The organism is Kitasatospora sp. NPDC029312, assembly GCF_055569215.1.
Genome location: NZ_JBVHXY010000004.1, coordinates 244,576 through 264,829 on the forward strand (window position 1 = coordinate 244,576; position 20,254 = coordinate 264,829).

The following is a 20,254-nucleotide window of genomic DNA, read 5'->3' on the forward strand; positions in this document are numbered from 1 at the left end:
AGAAGAGAAACCAGTGACCGCTGAAAACCGTACCGTGGTCGTCACGGGTATCGGCGCCTTCACGCCGCTGGGCGGCGACGCCGCCACCACCTGGGAGAACCTGGTCGCCGGGCGCTCCGGAGTGGCGGCCCTGACCGAGGAGTGGGCCCAGGACCTGCCGGTCCGGATCGCCGCGCGCACCGCGGTGGAGCCGGGCGAGATCCTGCCCCGCCCGCTGGCCCGCAAGCTGGACCGCTCCGCCCAGTTCGCGCTGATCGCCGCCCGCGAGGCCTGGGCCGACGCCGGCTTCGAGACCCCGGCCACCGACGAGTCCTCCAAGCTCGCCCCCGAGCGCCTGGGTGCCGTCATCGCCTCCGGCATCGGCGGCGTGACCACCCTGCTCGACCAGTACGACGTGCTGCGCGAGAAGGGCGCCCGCAAGGTATCCCCGCACACCGTCCCGATGCTGATGCCCAACTCCCCGGCGGCCAACGTCGGTCTGGAGGTCGGCGCCCGCGCCGGCGTGCACACCCCGGTCTCCGCCTGCGCCTCCGGCGCCGAGGCGATCGGCTACGCGATCGAGATGATCCGCAGCGGCCGCGCCGACGTCGTGGTGGCCGGCGGCACCGAGGCGGCGATCCACCCGCTGCCGATCGCCGCGTTCGCCAACATGATGGCGATGTCCAAGAACAACGACGAGCCCGAGCGCGCCTCGCGTCCGTACGACAAGGCCCGTGACGGCTTCGTGCTGGGCGAGGGCGCCGGCGTGGTCGTGCTGGAGAGCCTGGAGCACGCCGAGGCGCGCAGTGCCCGGATCTACTGCGAGGCCGTGGGCCAGGGCCTGTCCTCGGACGCCCACCACATCGCCCAGCCGGAGCCGACCGGCGCCGGTGTGGCCCGCGCGCTGGCCGACCTGTTCGAGCGCAACGAGCTGGACAAGGCCGAGATCGTGCACGTCAATGCGCACGCCACCTCGACCCCGCAGGGCGACACCGCCGAGCTGAAGGCGCTGCGCAAGGAGCTGGGCGAGGACCTCGACCACATCTACGTCTCGGCCACCAAGTCGATGACCGGTCACCTGCTGGGCGGTGCCGGCGGCATCGAGACCGTCGCCACCGTGCAGGCCCTGTACCACCGGGTCGCCCCGCCGACCATCAACGTCGAGGAGCTGGACGACGACGTGGACGCGAAGATCGTGCGCGAGGCCACCCCGCTGCCCGAGGGCCGGATCGCGGCGCTGAACAACTCGTTCGGTTTCGGCGGCCACAACGTGGTGCTGGCCTTCCGCAGCCGCTGAGGCATCTGACGAAGGGGCCGGCGCTCTCCGCGAGCGCCGGCCCCTTCGTCGTTCCGTCCTGGGCTGTCCGGGTGTGGCCTGGGCTGGCTGTCCAGCTGTGTCCGCCCGGGACTGGACCGTCCGGGCTCAGACCACCTGGTGCAGCCAGCGCACCGGCGCGCCCTCGCCCGCGTACCGGAAGGGCTCCAACTCGTCGTCCCAGGGCTTGCCCAGCAGCCGGGAGATCTCGGCCTCCAGGTCGGCCCCCTCGCTGCGGGCCCGGCGCAGCACCGCGCGCAGCCGGTCCTCGGGGATCAGGATGTCGCCGTGGATGCCCGTGACGGCGTGGAAGATGCCGAGCGAGGGCGTGCTGCTGTACCGCTCCCCCTCCGCCGTGGCGCAGGGCTCGCTGGTCACCTCGTACCGCATGAGCTGCCAACCGCGCAGTGCGGAGGCGAGCTTCGAGGCCGTGCCGGGCTCCCCCTGCCAGGAGAGTTCGGCACGCCAGTGCCCGGGTGCGGCCGGCTGGCGGATCCAGTCCAGGCTCACCCGCACACCGAGCACCCCCGCGACGGCCCACTCGACGTGCGGGCACAGCGCGCGGGGCGCGGAGTGGATGTAGAGAACTCCACGTGTCGTCACCGGGACCTCCAGGCTGTGGACGAGGGTCGCCTTCCCCAGCTGCCTCGTTGCCTGCAGTGATCCACAGTTACCCACGTTAGTCGACATTAAGCTACTAAATTGAGCAAAACGGACAGGCTTTCGCTCAATGCTAGTCGAATCCTCAACGAGGTCTACCCCTCGGCCGGATCTCTCCCCCGAACGGCCCCATCGCCGGGCGGGACCACCGTACCGCGCGGCGCCCCACCGCCGCTGACGCACTTTCGGATCCGGCCGGAATGCGGTAGTGCGGCCGGATGCCCTGCGCCGTGCACGCGAACCGCCCCGCACGCCCGGAGGGGCGGCGGGGCGGTTCCGGGTCGCTGACGGAGGGTCAGCCATCCAGGCGGACCACCATCTTGCCGGTGTTGACGCCGCGCAGCAGGTCGATGAAGGCCTGGGCGGCGTTCTCGAAGCCGTCCACCACGGTCTCCTCGGTGCGCAGTTCGCCGGACTTCAGCCAGCCGGCCATCTCGGCGACGAACTGCGGCTGCAGGTCGGCGTGGTCGCTCACCAGCATGCCCTCCAGGCGCAGCCGCTTGCCGATCGCCATCGCGAGGTTGCGCGGGGCGGTCGGCGCGGTGGTCTCGTTGTACTGGGCGATCGCGCCGCAGAGCACCGCACGGCCGTGCACGCCGAGCGCGCCGATCGCGGCCTCCAGGTGGTCGCCGCCGACGTTGTCGAAGTAGAGGTCGATGCCGTCCGGGGCGGCCGCGGCGAGCTGCTCGGCGACGGGGGCGTCCTTGTAGTTGAAGGCGGCGTCGAAGCCGTACTCGTCGACCAGCTTGGCGACCTTCTCCGCCGAGCCGGCCGAGCCGACCACCAGGGAGGCGCCCTTGAGTCGGGCGATCTGGCCGACCAGCGAGCCGACCGCACCGGCCGCGCCGGAGACGAAGACCTTGTCGCCCTCCTTGAGGCCGCCGACGGCGAGCAGACCGGCGTAGGCGGTCAGGCCGGGCATGCCGAGCACGCCCAGGTAGGCGGAGAGCGGCGCGGCCTCCGGGTCGACCTTGACGGCGTGCTTGGCGTCCAGGGTGGCGTACTCGCGCCAGCCGAGCCCGTGCAGCACCGCGTCACCCGCGGCGAAGCCCTCGGCCCCGGAGGCGAGGACGTAGCCGACCGCGCCGCCGTCCATGGCCTCGCCGAGCCGGAACGGGGGAACGTACGACTTCACGTCGTTCATCCGGCCGCGCATGTACGGGTCCACCGAGAGGTGGGTGTTGCGGACCAGGATCTCGCCCGGACCGGGGGTCCGGACCGGGGCCTCGACCAGGGAGAAGTCGGTGGGCACCGGCCAGCCCTGGGGGCGGGCGGCGAGGTGCCATTCACGGGCGGTGGCGGGGGCGGCCTGCTCTGCCATGGAGGTGCTCCTCGGAGGGGGTTCGACAGGGTGAAAGGTTGAGCAACTGAAGTAACGATGGACATGAAAGGTTCACCTTGTCAACTTTTCAGGTAGACTCGGGGCCATGGACACTCAGCCGACCCGGGCCGCCGCCCGGCAGTCCGACGAGATCACCCGCGAGGTCGTCGACCTGATGGCCAACCTGGTCGCGCTCTTCCACCGCGAGTACGAGGACGCCGCGGCCGCCCGCTCGCTCACCGGCGCCCAGGCCAAGGTGCTGGCCCTGCTGCGGCGCGGCCCGCTGCCGATGCGGCAGATCGCCCAGACGCTCAGCTGCGAGCCGTCCAACATCACCGGCATCGTGGACCGGCTGGAGGCCCGCGGCTTCGTCACCCGGGAGGCCGACCGGCAGGACCGCCGGGTCAAGCTCGTCGCCGCCACCGACACCGGCGCGGCCGCCTCCGAGGAGCTGCGCGAGTCGCTCAACTTCGCCCGCGAGCCGCTCGCCGCACTCGGCCCGGAGGAGCGGACCGTCCTGCGCGACCTGCTGCGCCGGATGCTCACCGGCGCCTCCGGCCCCGGCGCGTGAGCAGCATCACAGCTCCGGCGGCCCATTCCCCCACCCTCCGGGGGTAACCGAACGGCCCCCCAGGACGTCTAACGTTCGAACGTCGAACGCGAGACACCTGAAGACGGGGGGCACGGAGGATGAGCACCAGCACGCGCCGGCGCCGCTACCTGCGGACCGCCATCGGCCTGGCCGCCGTTCTGGTGCTGTCGGTCGTGGGAGCCGGGGCCTGGTTCTACCACCGGCTGGACAGCAACATCACGACCTTCGACGCGGGCGGCGTCGCCACCGAGCGCCCGCCCGCCCCCGTCCCGGCCTCCCCCGGCGCCCAGGTGCCGGTCAACGTGCTGCTGCTGGGCTCGGACACCCGGGACGACGGCAACAACGCCCTCGGCGGCGGCGACACCGGCCCCGGCCACTCGGACACCGCGATCCTGGTGCACGTTTACGCCGACCACAAGCACGCCGTCGGCGTCTCGATCCCCCGCGACACCCTGGTCACCCTGCCGGCCTGCAAGCTGCCCGACGGCACCTGGACCAAGCCGCGCACCGACCAGATGTTCAACTCGGCCTTCAGCGTCGGCGACTCCCCCAAGGGCAACCCGGCCTGCACCCAGAACACCGTGGAGAAGCTGACCGGGCTGCGGATCGACCACACCGTCGTCGTCGACTTCAAGGGCGCCGCCGCGATGGCCGACGCCGTCGGCGGCGTGGACGCCTGCGTGCCCAACGACGTCGACGAGTACGGCATCCACCTCAAGAAGGGCATCCAGAAGCTCACCGGGCAGTCCGCGGTGGACTACCTGCGGGCCCGCCACGGGATCGGCGACAACTCCGACATAGGCCGGATGAAGCGCCAGCAGGCCTTCCTCTCCTCGATGATCAAGAAGGTGCAGAGCCAGGGCTTCTCGCTGCCGACCCTGCTCCCGCTGGCGGACGCGGCCACCAAGTCGCTCACCGTGGACGAGGGGCTCGGCACCGCCATGAAGCTGGTGGACTTCGCCCGCTCGGTGCAGGACATCAAGCTCTCCGACGTCACCTTCGTCACCGCCCCCTGGCGCTTCGCCGGAGAACGGGTGCGGCTGGTCCAGCCGGACGCCGACACCCTGTGGAAGCTGCTGCGCGAGGACCGCACCCTGGACGGGCAGAGCACCGCCGGCACCGGTGCCGCCGCCTCCCCCGCCCCGACCACGAGCCCCACCGCCGACGCCCCGCTCAGCCCCGAGCAGGCCGCCGTCCCGATCACCGTGGTCAACGGGGTGGGCACCGCCGGACTGGCTGGCTCCGGCGCCGAGGCGCTCAAGGGCCGCGGCTTCCAGAACGTCGTGCTGGGCGCCAACAAGCCCGGTGAGCAGCGGACCGCAATCTCCTACGGCCCGGCCCAGAAGGCCGCCGCCGACCAGGTCGCGGCGCTCTTCCCCGGCGCCCGTACGGTCGAGGAGCCCGGCGCGGACGGCATCACCGTCACCCTCGGCCCCGACTACCGCCCGAGCGGAACCACCCAACTCGACTCGGTCACCAGCCCCTCGGCCACCCCCGGCACGTCGGCCACACCGGGTACGTCGGCCACACCGGGTACGTCGCCGAGCGGCATCCCGACCGGCATAGCGGAGAACACCCGCGGCGCCGACACCGACCCGTGCGCCGACCTGACCTTCGGCTCCTGAGGCGCCCCGGCCCGTCCGGCCGCGCTACCGCGGGTCCGGCAGGCCGGTGACCACGGCGGTCAGGCGGGTGCCGCGCGGGAACGCGCCCGCCCCCGCCAGGTCGGCCAGCGCCGCGAGCAGCTTGGCGACGTAGCGGCGCTCCACCGGGATGCCGTGGCGGTGCTCGAACTCCTCGGCGAAGACGGCCAGTTCCGGCCGGACCTTGCCGTACCCGCCACCGTGGTGGGCGTGGTCGATCCGCCAGTTGGCGAACTCGCGCCCGTACCCGGCCCGGTGCAGCCGGGCGACCTCCGCCTCCAGGTAACCCTCGCCGCCACGCAGCACGGCCACCCCGAGCGCTCGCGCGCCCGACGGCAGGCCCGCCGCGATGCCGGCCAGGGTGCCGCCGGTGCCGACCGGGCAGCAGACCACGTCCCGCTCACCGAGGTCGGGCAGCTCCGCCGGGATCGCGGCCGCGCCGATCGCGGCCAGGGCGTTGGAACCGCCCTCGGGCAGCACCAGACAGCGGCCCCAACGGCGCTGCAGGGCCACCGGGCCGTCCTCGCCCCCCGCCCGGCCGACCGCCTCCCGGTAGGCGCCCCGGGTCAGGAACTCCAGCAGCATCCCGTCCCGTTCCGCCGCCCGCAGCGACCAGTTGCGCGGCCGGTCCGCCAACTCCTCACCCCGCACCAGCCCAACGCTCTCCAGCCCGAGTGCCGAGGCGGCGGCCGCGACCGCCCGCAGATGGGTCGAGTAGGCCCCGCCGAAGGTCAGCAGCCGGGTGTGCCCCTGCTCGACGGCGACGGCCAGGTTGGGCGCGAGCTTGCGCCACTTGTTGCCGGGCACGGTCGGGTGCAACAGGTCGTCCCGCTTCAGCCGCAACTCCACCCCGGCCCGGGCGAAGACCCCGTCGGTGCACTCCACCAGCGGAGTCGGCAACAGGGCGGCTTCGAGCACCCGGCCAGCTTAGATCCCGCCCCGGCTCCCGCTCACCCCACCGGGTGGCCCGCCCCCACCGCACGGTCCACGCCGGAACCGCCGCTCGCCGGGCCGTTCTTGGGCGGGTGGTCTCGTGATCGCGGATCCGCGGCGGCTCCGGGGGCGGCCGACCACGGGTGGGTGAATTCCGGCGCGCCACCGACTGGAAGCGGGGGCCGCGTCCTAGACTCTCCGTCGTCACGGGCGGCGGAAGCTCCAGCTCAGGAGCCCACCCGTGAACGGTCGTACGACACTCGTCACGTCACAGAGGTGGGGCGGGTGGGACTCGAACCCACGACCAAGGGATTATGAGTCCCCTGCTCTAACCGGCTGAGCTACCGCCCCGGTTCGCCGCGCGTGCCGGTCGTCGGCCACGGCAGCAGCAGACGGCCCCGCGAGGCCGTCCCGGGCAGCATAGCCGGTCGATCACCCGTGGTGCGCGCCGGGGGCGCACCTGGGTGCGCGACGGTGCGCGCCTCTCCGGGCGGCGCAGCACGGCTGGCGTCGGGGGCCCGGTCCGGGGCAGCCTGGGCTGATGACGATGCGTGGGACGGGAGCGGCGGCCGGGGCCCTGCTGGTGGCGCTCGCGGTGACCGGCTGCACCACCGCGACGCGGTCCGGCGGGATCGTGCCGACCGTCACCTCGGCCTTCCCCTCCGCGTCCCGGGCCGGCTCCTCGGACACCCACGGCTGGAGCAAGCAGCGGTTCAAGGGCGCGATCGGCAAGCACACCGGGGTCACCCGCACCGCCAAGCCCACCGTGCTCAACGGCCTGGTCGGCGCGGTGTTCACCCGCAACGCGGACGGCGACCACTTCTGCACCGCCAGCGTGGTGGACAGCGCCGGGCTCAACCTGATCGTCACCGCCGCCCACTGCGTCTGGGACCCGAAGCTCGGCCAGCGCAGCGACCTGGTCTTCGTCCCCGGCTACCGGAACGGCGAGACCCCCAGCGGCGTGTGGCCGCTGCTGGCGGTCACGGTGGACGACGGCTGGAAGGATCACGCCGACCCGGACGTGGACGTCGCGTTCGCGGTCGTCCAGGCCCAGAACGGTCAGCAGGTGCAGCAGGTGCTCGGCGCCAACGAACTGGGCGTCAACCGCGGCTACCGCGTCCCGGTGCGGGTCACCGGCTACCCGGGCAGCAGCGACGTCCCGATCACCTGCTCCAACACCACCGGCGAGCAGAGCCCCACCCAGCTGCGGATCGACTGCCCCGACTACACCGGCGGCACCAGCGGCAGCCCGTGGGTGACCGACTTCGACCCGACCACCAGGACGGGCACGGTGGTCGGCGTGATCGGCGGCTACCAGGAGGGCGGCGAAACCCCGGACACCTCGTACAGCAGTTACTTCGGCGACCGGATCCAGGCGCTCTACGACCGGGCCACCGGTTGAGCCGCGCCTGAGTACCGCAGCGGCCGAACACTCGGCAGTGGCGCCCGCGGGCGCGGCCTGGTAGATCTTCCTCACGAACGGCGGAACGCACGGCCCGGATGCCCGCCCCGAGGAACGAGACGGAGCACCCGATGGCGCCCCGCCCGGTACCGCGTGCGCGCACGGCCAAGGCGACCACGCTGGCCGCCCTGCTGCTGGCCGCCGGCACCGCGTGCGGCGGGCCGGACAAGCCGCCGAGCGCCGAGCCCGCCCCGCCGAACCCGGTCCGCGACCGGATCGGCACCCTGTCCATCCACACCGCGCAAGGCCCGCGGGCGTGCACCGCGAGCGTGGTGCACAGCCCCCGCCGCAATCTGCTGGTGACCGCGGCGCACTGCGTGCAGAACCGGCGGATCGGCCTGCTGGACGGGCTGGTGTTCACCCCCGGCTACCGCAACGGGTACACGCCGTACGGCACTTGGCCGGTGCGGTCGATCACCGTCGACCCGCGCTGGGCGCAGGACGACGACCCCGACTACGACGTGGCCTTCATCACCGTCAGCCCGGTAGACGGCCGGGAGATCGAGGACGCGGTCGGCGGCAACCCGATCGGCACGGACCAGGGCATCGGGCTCGCCGTCTCGGTGACCGGCTACCCGAACGAGAGCGACGAACCGATCACCTGCTCCGTGAAGACCCTCCCGCAGGGCTCGACCCAGGAGCGCTTCGACTGCGAGGGCTACACCGACGGCACCAGCGGCAGCCCGTGGGTGACCGGGAGCGGCACGGTGGTCGGCGTGATCGGCGGCTACCAGGAGGGCGGCGACAGTCCGGGCACCTCGTACAGCGTGGCCTTCGACCAGCGGGTCGCGGACCTCTACCGGCGGGCGACCACCTGAGCGCCCTCGGCGGGGCTCGCCGGGCCGGCGGAACCCGCCGGGGGCCCGGCTCCAGCCGCCGGTGACGGACGCGACACCCGCCCCGGGCAACACGAAGGCCCCCCGGTCATCCGAGGGGCCTTCGCTCTGAGCAGTCACCGGGCGCACCCGGTGCAGCTCCCGCAATTGGACTCGAACCAATAACCTGCCGGTTAACAGCCGGCTGCTCTGCCAATTGAGCTATGCGGGATCGCGCTACTCGACTTCGGTACCACGCACAGGAAACGGGCTCCTGAAGAGCCCCCTCCCGAGCTCCCCCAATTGGACTCGAACCAATAACCTGCCGATTAACAGTCGGCTGCTCTGCCAATTGAGCTATGGGGGATCGGCTTCCGCTTCGGCTCCCGTGACCCGGGCTCCTCGGCGCTCGCTGCGGGACATACATTAGCGCACTCGGGGGGGTGGTCCGCCAATCGCTTTCCCCGGCCACCCCGGCACCGCCGTCCCGGCGCGCCCGCCGCGCGCCCGCGACGTCCCCCGGGGATGCTGGGGGCGCGGACGGTTCGCCGTCCCGACCAACGGGTAGGGCAATGCGGCAGAAGGCCGCCAGGAGAGGGTGGATCCGATCATGTGGAAGCTGTCGTTGGCCGTGGGTTTCGCGGCCGGCTACGTCTTGGGCTCGCGGGCCGGGCGCCAGCGCTACGAACAGATCGCCAAGGTCACCCGGCAGATCGCCCAGAGCCCCACGGTTCAGGGGGCGACGGAACGGGCGCGGCAGCAGGCCGGCGCCGTCGCCGGGAAGGCCGCCGGCGCGGTCGCGGACCGCGTCGGGGACCGGCTGCCGACCTCGGTCACCGAACGGGTGCCGTACTTCAACCGCTCCCGGGCGGAGGACGACGGCTGGGGTACCTTCCGCCCGTGACCGGGCGGTGAGATCCGGGCGAAGGAAGGCCCAACCGGGCGTTCCGAACCGGCAACGGCTCACCCGGCCCGGACGCGTCCCGGGCCGGGCTGAGGCATGATCTCGACATGGCCATCGTCGCGGGGATAGACAGCTCGACCAACCGCACCAGGATCGTCGCGTGCGACGCCGACACCGGCGCCGTCCTGCGCTCGGGGAAGGCCCCCCATCCCGTCCCCGAGGACCTGGACCTGCGCGCGGGCGAGGCCGACCCGCAGATGTGGCTGCACTCGCTGGGCGACGCCGCGGCCGGCGGCCTGCTGGAGGGCGTGCGGGCGATCGGCGTCAGCGCGCAGCAGCACGGCATGATCGGCCTGGACGCGGGCGGGGTGCTGGTCCGGCCCGCGATGCTGTGGCACGACCCGCGTTCCAGCGGCGCCGCCGCCAAGCTGCTGGACGCCCTCGGCGGCCCGGCCGCCTGGACCGCCGCGATCGGCGCGGTGCCCGGCCCCACGTACACCATCGCCAAGCTCCGCTGGCTGGCGGAGTTCGAGCCGGCCAACGCCCGCCGGGTCGCCGAGGTGCTGCTGCCGCACGACTGGCTGGTCTGGCAACTGCTCGGCCACCCCAAGCGCCGCACCACCGACCGCGGCGACGCCTCCGGGACGGGCTACTGGTCCCCGATCACCGGCGAGTACCGGCAGGACCTGGTCGAGCTGGCGCTCGGCCACCCGCTCAAGGTGCCCGAGGTGCTCGCCCCCGCCGAGCCCGCCGGACACACCCCCGAGGGCCTGCTGATCTCGGCCGGCACCGGTGACAACATGGCCGCCGCGCTGGGCCTGGGCCTCGGCCCCGGCGACGCGGTGGTCTCGCTCGGCAGCGCCGGGACGATCTTCGCGGTGCACGAGCGGGCCGTCGTTGACCCCTCCGGCCTGGTGTCCTCCTTCGCCGACGCCAGCGGCCGCCACCTGCCGATGGTCGCCACCCTCAACGCCGCCCAGGTGCTGCGCTCCACCGCCGCCCTGCTCGGCCGGGACCTGGACGGGCTGAGCGACCTCGCCCTGCACTCCTCCCCCGGCGCCTACGGCCTGGTGCTGCTGCCCTACCTGGACGGCGAACGCACCCCCGCGCTGCCGCACGCGGCCGGCACCCTGACCGGCCTGCGGGCCGAGGCGATGACCCCCCAGCACCTGGCCCGGGCCGCCGTCGAGGGCATGCTCTGCAACCTCGCCGACGCGCTGGACGTGCTGCGCGCCCAGGGGGTCGGGATCAAGCGGGTGTTCCTGCTCGGCACGGCCGGCCGGCTGCCCGCCGTCCGGCACATCGCCCCGATGCTGTTCGGCGTCCCCGTGGTGGTGCCCCCGCCGGCCGCCCACGCCGCCCGCGGGGCCGCCCGGCAGGCCGCCTGGGCGCTGGCGGGCACCCCGGAGCCGCCGGAGTGGGAGCTGCCGGACGCCGAGACGGTCGAGCCCGAGGGCGAGCAGGACCTCGCGATCGGCGCCGCGGTGCGCCGGCAGTACCGCGCCGCCCGCGACCAGATCCACCCGGAGGCCTCGTCCTCCCAGAACGGCCGGTCCTGAAACCCGCGCCGGGACGGTGCTGAACCCCGGACCGGGACGGTCCTGAAACACCGGGGCACGGCATTGGCTGGAGACCGCCGCTGAAGATGCGTCACCCGGCGCCCGGTGGCAGCGTGGGTCGGAACACGGACACCGGACGCGAAGGGCGGCAGTTCCCATGGCCTTGCACAAGGGGGCCGGCGACGGCCGCCGGTTGAGCGTCAGCCCGCTCCTGGGCATCACCGACCCGCTCGGCGCGATGGAACTCGCCCCGCCCGTGCACCGGCTCGCCGACGGACCGGTCGCGGCGGACACCGCGTACCAGCTGATCCACGACGAGCTGATGCTCGACGGCATCGCCCGGCTCAATCTGGCGACCTTCGTCACCACCTCCATGGAGGTGCAGGCCACCCGGCTGATGACCGAGTGCCTGGACAAGAACATGATCGACAAGGACGAGTACCCGCAGACCGCCGAGCTGGAGCGGCGTTGCGTGGCCATCCTCGCCGACCTCTGGCACGCCCCCGACCCGGACGCCGCGGTGGGCTGCTCCACCACCGGATCCAGCGAGGCCTGCATGCTGGCCGGGATGGCGCTCAAGCGCCGCTGGATGCGCCGCAACGCCGAGCGCTACGCGGCCGGGGCCCGACCCAACCTGGTGATGGGCGTCAACGTCCAGGTGTGCTGGGAGAAGTTCTGCAACTTCTGGGAGGTCGAGGCGCGCACCGCCCCCATGGAGGGCGAGCGCTTCCACCTCGGTCCCGAGCAGGCGGTCGCGCTGTGCGACGAGAACACCATCGGCGTGGTCGGCATCCTCGGCTCCACCTTCGACGGCTCGTACGAGCCGATCGCGGAGATCTGCGCGGCCCTGGACGAACTCCAGGAGCGCACCGGCCTGGACATCCCGGTGCACGTGGACGGCGCCTCCGGCGGCATGGTGGCGCCCTTCCTCGACCCCGAGCTGGAGTGGGACTTCCGGCTGCCCCGGGTGGCCTCGATCAACACGTCCGGGCACAAGTACGGGCTGGTCTACCCGGGCGTCGGCTGGGCGCTGTGGCGGGACAAGGAGTCGCTGCCGGAGGAACTGGTCTTCCGGGTCAACTACCTGGGCGGCGAGATGCCGACCTTCGCCCTCAACTTCTCCCGGCCCGGCGCGCAGGTGGCGGCGCAGTACTACGTGCTCCTGCGGCTCGGCCGGGAGGGCTTCAAGGCGGTCCAGGGCGCCTGCCGGGACGTCGCCGGCTACCTGGCCGGGGAGATCGAGAAGCTGGGCTGCTTCCGGCTGCTGACCCGCGGCGACCAACTGCCGGTGTTCGCCTTCACCACCACCGTGGGCACGCCCTTCGACGTGTTCGACGTCTCGCGGCGGCTGCGGGAGCGGGGCTGGCAGGTGCCCGCGTACACCTTCCCGGCGAACCGGGAGGACCTCTCGGTGCTCCGGGTGGTCTGCCGCAACGGCTTCTCGCGGGACCTCGCCGACCTGCTGCTGGCCGACCTCAACCGGCTGCTGCCGGAGCTGCGGCGCCAGCCCGTCCCGCTCAAGGAACTCGGGGTGCCGGTCAGCGAGGGCTTCCACCACTAGCCACTGCCGCTGCCACAACCACTGCCGGCTGCCGCCGTCGAGGCGTGTCCGAGTGGAAAGCCCCGGTGGGAGGACGCGGCGAAGCGTCTCCCACCGGGAGCGTCCCGGCGGTCGGGGCAGCCTCCCCCCGCGAGGCTGCCGCGACCGGTGGGGGATCCGGGACTCGTGCCGGGCCGACAACAGCCGGTCGGCCGGGACCGAGCGAAGCGGCCGGGGCGGCGAACCGCACCGACCAGAGAACTGTGCACGACGAACAGTTGAGTGTTCGAGGGCTCCGGGGGGTTGTGAGACACTTCCGTCCGTCTCAACCCCATGACCTGGTGTTTGGGACACCAGGCCGCTGAGGTTGGAGAAGGAGAGACACCGAACGGCCAGGGCCGGGCGCGCTCCTCCCGCCCTTCCCCCCGTGTCCCGTCTCGCGACCGTTGGAGGGCCGCTTTGGCTGCCGCCTGGAAAGACCTGCCCGAGGAGCTTCCCCGGCCCGCCCGACGGCTGGCGGAGAAACTCCGCGCCGTCAAGGACGCCGCCGGGCTCTCGCTGGCCGAACTGGCCGGACGGACGCACTACAGCCGGGCCTCCTGGGAGCGCTGGCTGAACGGCAAGCGGGTGGTGACCGAGCAGGCGCTGGAGGCTCTGGTCGGGGCGGTGGAGTGCGACGCGGCGGAGCTACGGCGGCTGTGGCGCCTGGCGGTGGAGCCCGTGCCCGTGCCGGTTGATCCGGCCGTTGCGGGCCCGGCTGATCCGGCCGACCCCGGTGACCAGGCCCCTCCGGGAGAGGCGTCGGCGGACGAGGACCTGGTGACCGACGGACCGACGGCCGAGGAGGCCGAGCGGCCCGCCGTCTCCTGGTGGCGGCGCCGGGCGGCGCTGGCCGCGGGCGCGGCGGTGGTGGCGCTGCTGGTGGTACTGGTCGGCCTGCGCGTGACCCGGCACGACGAGCAGGCATCGGCGGCCGGCGTCCCGACCCCGCCCGCCGTCCCCAGCGCGCAGCCCGTCCCGTCCACGCCCGTCTGCCAGGCCGTCGGCTGCGCGCACAAGGACCCCAAGACCACCGGCTGCGGCAAGGACGCCCGGACGCTGCAGACCCAGGTCATCGGCAAGGTGGTCATCTACCTCCGGTACAGCCGGGCCTGCCAGGCCTCCTGGGCGGCGATCACCGAGGGCGAGCCCAAGGATTACGCGGTGATCACCGACAGCACCGGGGAGAGCGAGACGGCCCTGATCCACTGGGGCTACGACAACTACTCGGCGATGCTGAACGCGGCGGACCCGGCGGTCGGGTTCCAGGTCTGCGGCTACCAGCCGGCCGGGCACGACTGCACCGGGACGGTGGTCGACCTGGCCTCGGTGGTGGCCTCCACCCCGATCCCGATCGGCCCCGCGTCGCCGCCCCCGGGCACCCGGGCCACGGCGACCCCGGACGGCCCCGCCGACCCGACCGGCTCCACCAGCCCCACCAGCCAGGCCGGCCCGACCACCGATCCGGCCCAGGCCTCGCCGAGCCCCTCCGCCGCCGGCTAGCAGGTCCACACAGACGCCCTAGTCCAGGTAGCCGCGCAGCTGCTCGGCGTAGGCGTGGTCGCGGAGCTTGAGCAGCGTCTTGGACTCGATCTGACGGATCCGCTCCCGCGTCACGCCGAACACCGCGCCGATCTCCTCCAGGGTGCGCGGGCGGCCGTCGTCCAACCCGTAGCGGAGCTTGACGACCTGACGCTCCCGTTCGCCGAGGGTGGCGAGCACCGCGTCCAGGTGCTGGCGCAGCAGCAGGAAGGTCGCGGACTCGGCGGGCGAGGCGGCGTCGGCGTCCTCGATGAGGTCGCCGAGCGCGATGTCGTCCTCCTCGCCGACGGGGGTGTGCAGCGAGATCGGCTCCTGGGCCAGCCGGAGCAGTTCGCGCACCCGCTCCTCGGTGAGTTCCAGCGCGGCGGCGACGTCGGCCGCGGTCGGCTCCAGGCCGCGTTCCTGCAGCAGCCCGCGCTGGACCCGGACGACGCGGTTGATCAGCTCGACCACGTGGACCGGCACCCGGATCGTCCGGGCCTGGTCGGCGAGCGCCCGGCTCATCGCCTGCCGGATCCACCAGGTCGCGTAGGTGGAGAACTTGTAGCCGCGGGCGTAGTCGAACTTCTCGACCGCCCGGATCAGGCCGAGATTGCCCTCCTGGATCAGGTCCAGCAGGGTCAGCCCGCGGCCGACGTACCGCTTGGCGACGGACACCACCAGGCGCAGGTTGGCCTCGATCAGACGGCGCTTGGCGATCCGGCCGAGGACCACCAGGCTGTCCAGCTCGCGGGCCAGCGCATCGGGCGGCGGCGGGTCGCCGTCGAGCCGCTCCTCGGCGAACAAGCCGGCCTCGATCCGGCGGGCCAACTCGACTTCCTCGGCGGCGGTGAGGAGCCGGATCCGGCCGATTTCGCGCAGGTACTGGCGCAGCAGGTCGGCGGCCGGGCCGGTGCCACCGGCGGACGAGGCGGGCTCGGGGGCCTCGTCCGCACCGTCGGGTTCGTCGGGTTCGTCGGGTTCGTCGGCATCCGGCTCGGTCGTCGACCCGGTTGCCGGCTCGGCTGCCGGCCAGGCCTCCGCTGCGGGGGCCGCATCCGGGCTGTCCGGGTGGCCCTCCGGCAGGCCTTGGGTGGGGATCCGGGCGCCGACCGGGAGCGCCACCCGGGCCCTGCCGTGGTCCGTCTCCTGTTCCGACTCCGCTTCCGGCCCCGGCGCCGGCCCCGGTTCCGGCTCCCCGGCCGGTTCGCCGGCCTGGGTTCGTCTACTGGCGGTGGTCGCTGCGGCGAGGCCTTGCTCCACGGCATCCCCTCGGGGCGGGCGCGACTCGGTCGGACCCGCGCTGTTCGGAGACAGGACGCCCTCCAGTGTGCGGTACGCCACACTCCGCGGCCGAGACTCGTGCGCCGACTTTCTGCGCAGCAGCTCCGCGGCGAGGCCTACAGCGCGGCCGCGCCCCGGCTGCGGAGCTGCTGCCCGTACTGCTGGAGCTGCCACAGCTCGGTCTGCACCGCGTGCAGCTGCTCGGCGTCGGCCCGGGGGCCGAGCCGCTGGAGGTAGCCGCGGACCTCGTCGATCCGCCGGTCCACCGCCAGCAGGCGCAGCTTGACGAGGAACTCGCCCGCGTAGATGGCGTCGGCCTTGCGGCGCGAGCGCACCGGTTCGACGGTCAGCTCCGTCACCAGTGAGCGCACCCGGTCGTCGGGGGCCGCCTCGCGCACCGCGCTGGTGAAGTCGGGCAGGGTCGCGCCGTACGCGGCGCCGCCGGCCTTGGCGATGGCCTGCCGGACGGCGGCGTACGGCGGGGTGGGGAACTCGTCGTCGCCGTAGTGGTCGAAGGCCGGACTGACCAGCTCCGGGTGCTGGAGCGCCAGTTTGAGCAGCTCGCGCTCGACGAACTGGGCCGGGTCGCGCGGGTTGAGCCGGAAGGCGGGCTGGGCGGGGCGCTGCGGCTGGACCGGCTCGGGGCGGCGGGCGCCCGTGCCGCGCGGGTTCTGCTGGCGCTCGCGGTCCCAGCGGGCGAGCTGGGAGACCCGGCGGACCACGAACGGCTCGTCCAGGATCCCGAGCATGCCGGCCAGGCGGACGGCGTACTCGTGCTGGATCGAGCGGTCCTTGATCTTGGCGACGATCGGGGCCGCCTCCTCCAGTGCCGCGGAGCGCCCCTCGGGGGTGTCCACCCGGTGCCGGGCCACCACCGAGTTCAGCGCGAACTCGAACAGCGGGACGGGGTTGTCGATCAGCTGCCGGACCGCCTCGTCGCCCTGGGCGAGCCGCAGCTCACAGGGGTCCATGCCGCCGGGGCTGACCGCGATGGAGGTCCTGGCGGCGAACTTCTGGTCGTCCTCGAAGGCGCGCAGGGCGGCCTTCTGGCCGGCCGCGTCGCCGTCGAAGGTGAAGACCGTCTCGCCCCGGTACTGGGAGGTGTCCATCAGCAGCCGGCGGATGATCTTGATGTGGTCCTCGGCGAAGGCGGTGCCGCAGGTGGCCACCGCCGAGGTGACCCCGGCCAGGTGGCAGGCCATCACGTCGGTGTAGCCCTCGACCACCACCGCCCGGCCCGACTTGGCGATCTCCTTCTTCGCCAGGTCGATGCCGTACAGCACGTGGGACTTCTTGTAGATCGGCGTCTCGGGGGTGTTCAGGTACTTCGGGCCGTTGTCGTCCTCGCGCAGGCGGCGGGCGCCGAAGCCGACCACCTCGCCCGCGATGTCCCGGATCGGCCAGACCAGCCGGCCCCGGAAGCGGTCGATCAGCCCGCCGCGCTGGCCCTGCGAGGCCAGGCCGCCGACCAGGATCTCCTTGTCGCTGAAGCCCTTGCCGCGCAGGTAGCGGACCAGGTGCTCCCATCCCACGGGCGCGTAGCCGACGCCGAAGGTCCTGGCGGCCTCCTCGTCGAAACCGCGCTCGGCCAGGAACCGGCGGCCGATCTCCGCCTCCGGCGAGGCCAGCTGCTCCTGGTAGTAGGCGGCGGCCACCTTGTGCGCCTCGACCAGGCGGGTCCGCTCGCCCTGCTGGTGGCGGGGGCTGTAGCCGCCCTCCTCGTAGCGGAGGGTGATGCCGGCCTGGGCGGCCATCCGCTCGACGGCCTCGGCGAAGGTGAAGTGCTCGATCTTCATCAGGAAGGCGATGGTGTCGCCGTTCTCCTGGCAGCCGAAGCAGTGGAAGACGCCCTTTGCGGGGTTCACGTAGAAGGAGGCGGACTTCTCGTCGTGGAAGGGGCAGACGCCCTTGTACTCGCCGCCGCCACCGTTGGTCAGCTGTACGTAGTCGCCGACCACCGCGTCGATCGGCAGTGCGCTGCGCACCGCCTGTACGTCTTCGTCCCTGATCCGCCCGGCCACCCCGGAAGTCTACTGGGGCGGCCCGGGTTTCCGGCCGCGCCGGCCGTTGCCCGCCACCGGCCCGCCCCGGGCCCGCGCGGATGGGAGCCCGGGGGTCGGTCGAAGGCCGGCCGCTACGCCCAGGCGGCGCCGACGAGCTTGGCGTGCCGGGCGAGCGCCGAGGCGTCCGTCAGGGTGGCGATCTGGTCGACGACCGTGCGCAGGGCGGCGCGGTCGTCCTCGGCCTCCTCGTACATCGCGGCGAAGACCGGGTCCAGCCCCTCGGGGGCGCGCTGGGTCAGCACGTACGCCAGCTCGGCGATCACGATCCGCTGGCGGGCCCGCAGCTGGGCCTGCTCGTCGCGCTGCATGACGAAGCGGACGGCGACCGCCTTGAGCACCGCGCATTCCAGCCGGACGTCCCTCGGGACGACCAGCTCGGCGGCGTAGCGGGTGAGCCGGCCGGGGCCGTAGCGGGCCCGGGTGGCCTGCTCGGCGGCGAGGCAGAAGCGGCCGATCAGCTGGCTGGTGAGGTCCTTGAGCCCGGCCCGGGCCCGCGCCGTGCCGTCGTAGCTGCGCGGCCACCACTCCTGGGCGAGCAGCCGGTCCAGGGCGGCGGCCAGTTCCTCCGGCTCGGCGTCCGGGGCGTAGCGCTCGGCGACCTTGAACAGTTCGCCGCGCTCGCTCGGGGCGCGCAGCGCGTCCGGGTGGATGTGGCCGGCCTGGAGACCGTCCTCGACGTCGTGGGTGGAGTAGGCGACGTCGTCGGACCAGTCCATCACGGTGGCCTCGAAGCACTTGCGTCCGGCCGGGGAGCCGGCCCGCAGCCAGCGGAAGACGGGGAGGTCGTCGGCGTAGACGCCGTACTTGGACGAGGCCGGGTCGGTGGGGTGGGCGCCCTTCGTCCACGGGTACTTGGTGGCGGCGTCGAGGGCGGCCCGGGACAGGTTGAGGCCGACGCTGCGGCCGGGCCAGGGGGCGAGCCGGGCGGCGGGCCGGTCGCCCTGGGGCGCGAAGCGCTTGGGCTCGAGCCGGGTGAGGATGCGCAGCGACTGGGCGTTGCCCTCGAAGCCGCCACAGGCCTCGGCGGCCTGGTCGAGGGCCTCCTCGCCGGTGTGGCCGAAGGGCGGGTGGCCGATGTCGTGGGCCAGGCAGCCGGTCTCCACCAGGTCCGGGTCGCAGCCCAGGGCGGCGCCCAACTCCCGGCCGACCTGCGCGCATTCGAGGGAGTGGGTGAGCCGGGTGCGCGGGAAGTCGCTGCGCATCGGGGCGACCACCTGGGTGGTGCCGGCCAGTCGGCGCAGCGCCGCGGAGTGCAGCACCCGGGCGCGGTCGCGCTGGAACGCCGTACGGCCGGGGCGCTTGTCCGGTTCGGGGACCCAGCGGGCCTCGGCGGCGTGGTCGTACGGGATCGGGGCGGCGAGGCGGTGCGTGGTGTCATCCATATGACATTCACGGTACGCCGCACCCCCGACACGGGGGGTGTGCCGCGCACGAAGGAGCGCGGGCCGGGGCGTGAACGGCGGGCAGCGCGCCGGTGATCGCCCTCGCGAACCGCTCGTACCCGGACGGCCCGGTTCCGGCACCGTTCCCCGGAGCCGAGGTCAGCCCCGGACGGCTTTGAGCAGCACGGCGGCCACCGCCTCCTGCCCCTTGGCGTTGGGGTGCACCGGCGCCAACCCCCGGGCGGGGAAGGGCGGCTCGATCCAGCGGGCGTCCTCCCCCGCGCACATGTCGTGCCCGGCGGAGGGGCCGGCGGTGTCCACGAAGACCGCCCCGGCCGCTTCCGCGCGCTGCTTGAGCATCCCGTTGAGCTGCTGCTCCTTCTCCATCAGGAAGCCGAGGTCCGCCGCGGCGATCGTGGTGCCGAGCACCGGCGCGCAGCGCGCCGGTTCGGCCGGGAGCAGCGCCGGGTAGCCGACCACGTAGACCCGGGCCTGCGGGGAGCGCCGCCTGATGTCCCGGAGGACCGCGGAGACCTGCTCGCCGGCCGCGTCCACCCTGGCCCGGAGCTGGTCGCCGCCGCCGGCGGAGTAGTGGTCCCGGCAGGGCGCGCCACCCCCGTGCTCCTCGCCGACCAGGTCCTTCACCGCACCCACCAGGTTGTCCTTGGCGCACTCGGTGACGACCTCCATGAACCCCGCGTCATTGCCGCCGATCCCGACGGTGACCAGCCAGGTGGCCGGGGTCAGGGCGTCCAGCTGGGCCGGATTGGGCCCGCCGTCGGTCTGCTGCGGGGCCCGCAGGTCCCCCGTGCGGGCCCCGCTGCAGCTGACGTCCCGGAACTGCGCGGGCGGCAGGCCGAGCCCCTTCGCCACCAGCGCGGGGTAGTCGGCCCCGGAGCGGAGGCAGCCGCTCGGCTCGCCGACCTGCGGGGTGATCTTGATCCCGGCCGTGTACGAGTCGCCGAGCGCCACGTACGGGCCGGTGGGCGCGGGGGTCGGTGTCGGGGTGGCCGAAGCGGTCGCCGTCCGGCCGGGGAGCTCGCCGGCGAAGCCGGGCGCCGCAGCACCGGGAGCTCCCCCGCCGCTGCACCCGGCCAGCAGCAGGGCGGCCAGCCCGGCCGTCGCGGCGACGGTCGGGCGTGTGGTCCTCGGCATGGCGTCCCCCCGGGGTACGAGTCACGGGCAGCTCCGTACGGCGGCCCGTCCCCCGGGCACCTCAGGGGGCAACGCACGGGCGGCGGC

16 protein-coding genes and 3 tRNA genes are annotated in these 20,254 nt (G+C 73.6%); 9 read left to right on the forward strand and 10 right to left on the reverse strand.

Annotation, left to right across the window (positions count from 1 at the left end; all coding sequences use genetic code 11):
• The first annotated feature begins 13 nt into the window (after nucleotides 1-13).
• Nucleotides 14-1,276, forward strand: coding sequence for a beta-ketoacyl-ACP synthase II (gene fabF / locus ACZ4WV_RS05825; protein ID WP_465743178.1), 1,263 nt, complete (start codon nucleotides 14-16; stop codon nucleotides 1,274-1,276).
• Between the two features lie 126 nt (nucleotides 1,277-1,402).
• Here the strand turns inward: fabF and ACZ4WV_RS05830 are convergent, their stop codons facing one another.
• Together ACZ4WV_RS05830 and ACZ4WV_RS05835 are read right to left on the reverse strand one after the other, a co-directional pair.
• Nucleotides 1,403-1,897: a DUF3145 domain-containing protein gene (locus tag ACZ4WV_RS05830; protein ID WP_465743179.1), complete on the reverse strand. Its 495-nt coding sequence runs from the start codon at nucleotides 1,895-1,897 to the stop codon at nucleotides 1,403-1,405.
• A 352-nt stretch (nucleotides 1,898-2,249) separates the two neighbouring features.
• Nucleotides 2,250-3,275 carry an NADP-dependent oxidoreductase gene (locus ACZ4WV_RS05835; RefSeq protein ID WP_465743180.1) on the reverse strand — a complete coding sequence of 342 codons (1,026 nt, stop codon included), beginning with the start codon at nucleotides 3,273-3,275 and terminating at the stop codon, nucleotides 2,250-2,252.
• 106 nt (nucleotides 3,276-3,381) lie between these two features.
• Between ACZ4WV_RS05835 and ACZ4WV_RS05840 the strand changes: the two genes are divergently transcribed.
• Nucleotides 3,382-3,846, forward strand: coding sequence for a MarR family winged helix-turn-helix transcriptional regulator (locus ACZ4WV_RS05840; protein WP_465743181.1), 465 nt, complete (start codon nucleotides 3,382-3,384; stop codon nucleotides 3,844-3,846).
• A 119-nt stretch (nucleotides 3,847-3,965) separates the two neighbouring features.
• Nucleotides 3,966-5,492, forward strand: a complete 1,527-nt coding sequence (locus tag ACZ4WV_RS05845; protein WP_465743183.1) for an LCP family protein — start codon at nucleotides 3,966-3,968, stop codon at nucleotides 5,490-5,492.
• A 24-nt stretch (nucleotides 5,493-5,516) separates the two neighbouring features.
• Here the strand turns inward: ACZ4WV_RS05845 and ACZ4WV_RS05850 are convergent, their stop codons facing one another.
• On the reverse strand, nucleotides 5,517-6,428 hold the full coding sequence (locus tag ACZ4WV_RS05850) for a 1-aminocyclopropane-1-carboxylate deaminase/D-cysteine desulfhydrase (protein WP_465743185.1): 912 nt from the start codon (nucleotides 6,426-6,428) through the stop codon (nucleotides 5,517-5,519).
• Between the two features lie 292 nt (nucleotides 6,429-6,720).
• A tRNA-Ile gene (locus tag ACZ4WV_RS05855) sits at nucleotides 6,721-6,794 on the reverse strand.
• A 190-nt stretch (nucleotides 6,795-6,984) separates the two neighbouring features.
• Between ACZ4WV_RS05855 and ACZ4WV_RS05860 the strand changes: the two genes are divergently transcribed.
• On the forward strand, nucleotides 6,985-7,845 hold the full coding sequence (locus tag ACZ4WV_RS05860) for a trypsin-like serine peptidase (protein WP_465743187.1): 861 nt from the start codon (nucleotides 6,985-6,987) through the stop codon (nucleotides 7,843-7,845).
• Between the two features lie 131 nt (nucleotides 7,846-7,976).
• Entirely contained in the window at nucleotides 7,977-8,723 is a 747-nt protein-coding gene (locus tag ACZ4WV_RS05865) for a trypsin-like serine peptidase (protein ID WP_465743189.1), read from the forward strand.
• A gap of 156 nt (nucleotides 8,724-8,879) precedes the next feature.
• On the opposite strand, the gene ACZ4WV_RS05870 is transcribed toward ACZ4WV_RS05865, so the two are convergent.
• A tRNA-Asn gene (locus ACZ4WV_RS05870) sits at nucleotides 8,880-8,952 on the reverse strand.
• A 62-nt stretch (nucleotides 8,953-9,014) separates the two neighbouring features.
• Nucleotides 9,015-9,087: transfer RNA gene (locus tag ACZ4WV_RS05875), tRNA-Asn, on the reverse strand.
• Nucleotides 9,088-9,327: 240 nt separating this feature from the next.
• Here ACZ4WV_RS05875 and ACZ4WV_RS05880 point away from each other — a divergent pair.
• The 4 genes from ACZ4WV_RS05880 (at nucleotide 9,328) to ACZ4WV_RS05895 (ending at nucleotide 14,265) form a co-directional block, all read left to right on the forward strand.
• Nucleotides 9,328-9,624, forward strand: a complete 297-nt coding sequence (locus ACZ4WV_RS05880) for a hypothetical protein (protein ID WP_465743260.1) — start codon at nucleotides 9,328-9,330, stop codon at nucleotides 9,622-9,624.
• A 107-nt stretch (nucleotides 9,625-9,731) separates the two neighbouring features.
• Complete coding sequence (locus tag ACZ4WV_RS05885) at nucleotides 9,732-11,183, forward strand: FGGY family carbohydrate kinase (RefSeq protein WP_465743191.1); 1,452 nt, start codon at nucleotides 9,732-9,734, stop codon at nucleotides 11,181-11,183.
• A 157-nt stretch (nucleotides 11,184-11,340) separates the two neighbouring features.
• The gene (locus ACZ4WV_RS05890) at nucleotides 11,341-12,744 is read left to right on the forward strand and encodes a glutamate decarboxylase (protein WP_465743193.1); all 1,404 of its coding nucleotides are present in this window, start codon (nucleotides 11,341-11,343) and stop codon (nucleotides 12,742-12,744) included.
• 438 nt (nucleotides 12,745-13,182) lie between these two features.
• Nucleotides 13,183-14,265, forward strand: coding sequence for a helix-turn-helix domain-containing protein (locus ACZ4WV_RS05895; protein WP_465743195.1), 1,083 nt, complete (start codon nucleotides 13,183-13,185; stop codon nucleotides 14,263-14,265).
• An 18-nt stretch (nucleotides 14,266-14,283) separates the two neighbouring features.
• On the opposite strand, the gene ACZ4WV_RS05900 is transcribed toward ACZ4WV_RS05895, so the two are convergent.
• The 4 genes from ACZ4WV_RS05900 to ACZ4WV_RS05915 all read right to left on the reverse strand — a co-directional run bounded on the left by ACZ4WV_RS05900 (nucleotide 14,284) and on the right by ACZ4WV_RS05915 (nucleotide 20,167).
• Nucleotides 14,284-15,408, reverse strand: a complete 1,125-nt coding sequence (locus ACZ4WV_RS05900) for an RNA polymerase sigma factor (protein ID WP_465743197.1) — start codon at nucleotides 15,406-15,408, stop codon at nucleotides 14,284-14,286.
• 275 nt (nucleotides 15,409-15,683) lie between these two features.
• On the reverse strand, nucleotides 15,684-17,588 hold the full coding sequence (gene dnaG / locus ACZ4WV_RS05905; RefSeq protein ID WP_465743199.1) for a DNA primase: 1,905 nt from the start codon (nucleotides 17,586-17,588) through the stop codon (nucleotides 15,684-15,686).
• 113 nt (nucleotides 17,589-17,701) lie between these two features.
• The gene (locus tag ACZ4WV_RS05910) at nucleotides 17,702-19,012 is read right to left on the reverse strand and encodes a deoxyguanosinetriphosphate triphosphohydrolase (protein ID WP_465743201.1); all 1,311 of its coding nucleotides are present in this window, start codon (nucleotides 19,010-19,012) and stop codon (nucleotides 17,702-17,704) included.
• Nucleotides 19,013-19,171: 159 nt separating this feature from the next.
• The gene (locus ACZ4WV_RS05915; protein WP_465743203.1) at nucleotides 19,172-20,167 is read right to left on the reverse strand and encodes an SGNH/GDSL hydrolase family protein; all 996 of its coding nucleotides are present in this window, start codon (nucleotides 20,165-20,167) and stop codon (nucleotides 19,172-19,174) included.
• Between the last annotated feature and the right edge of the window lie 87 nt (nucleotides 20,168-20,254).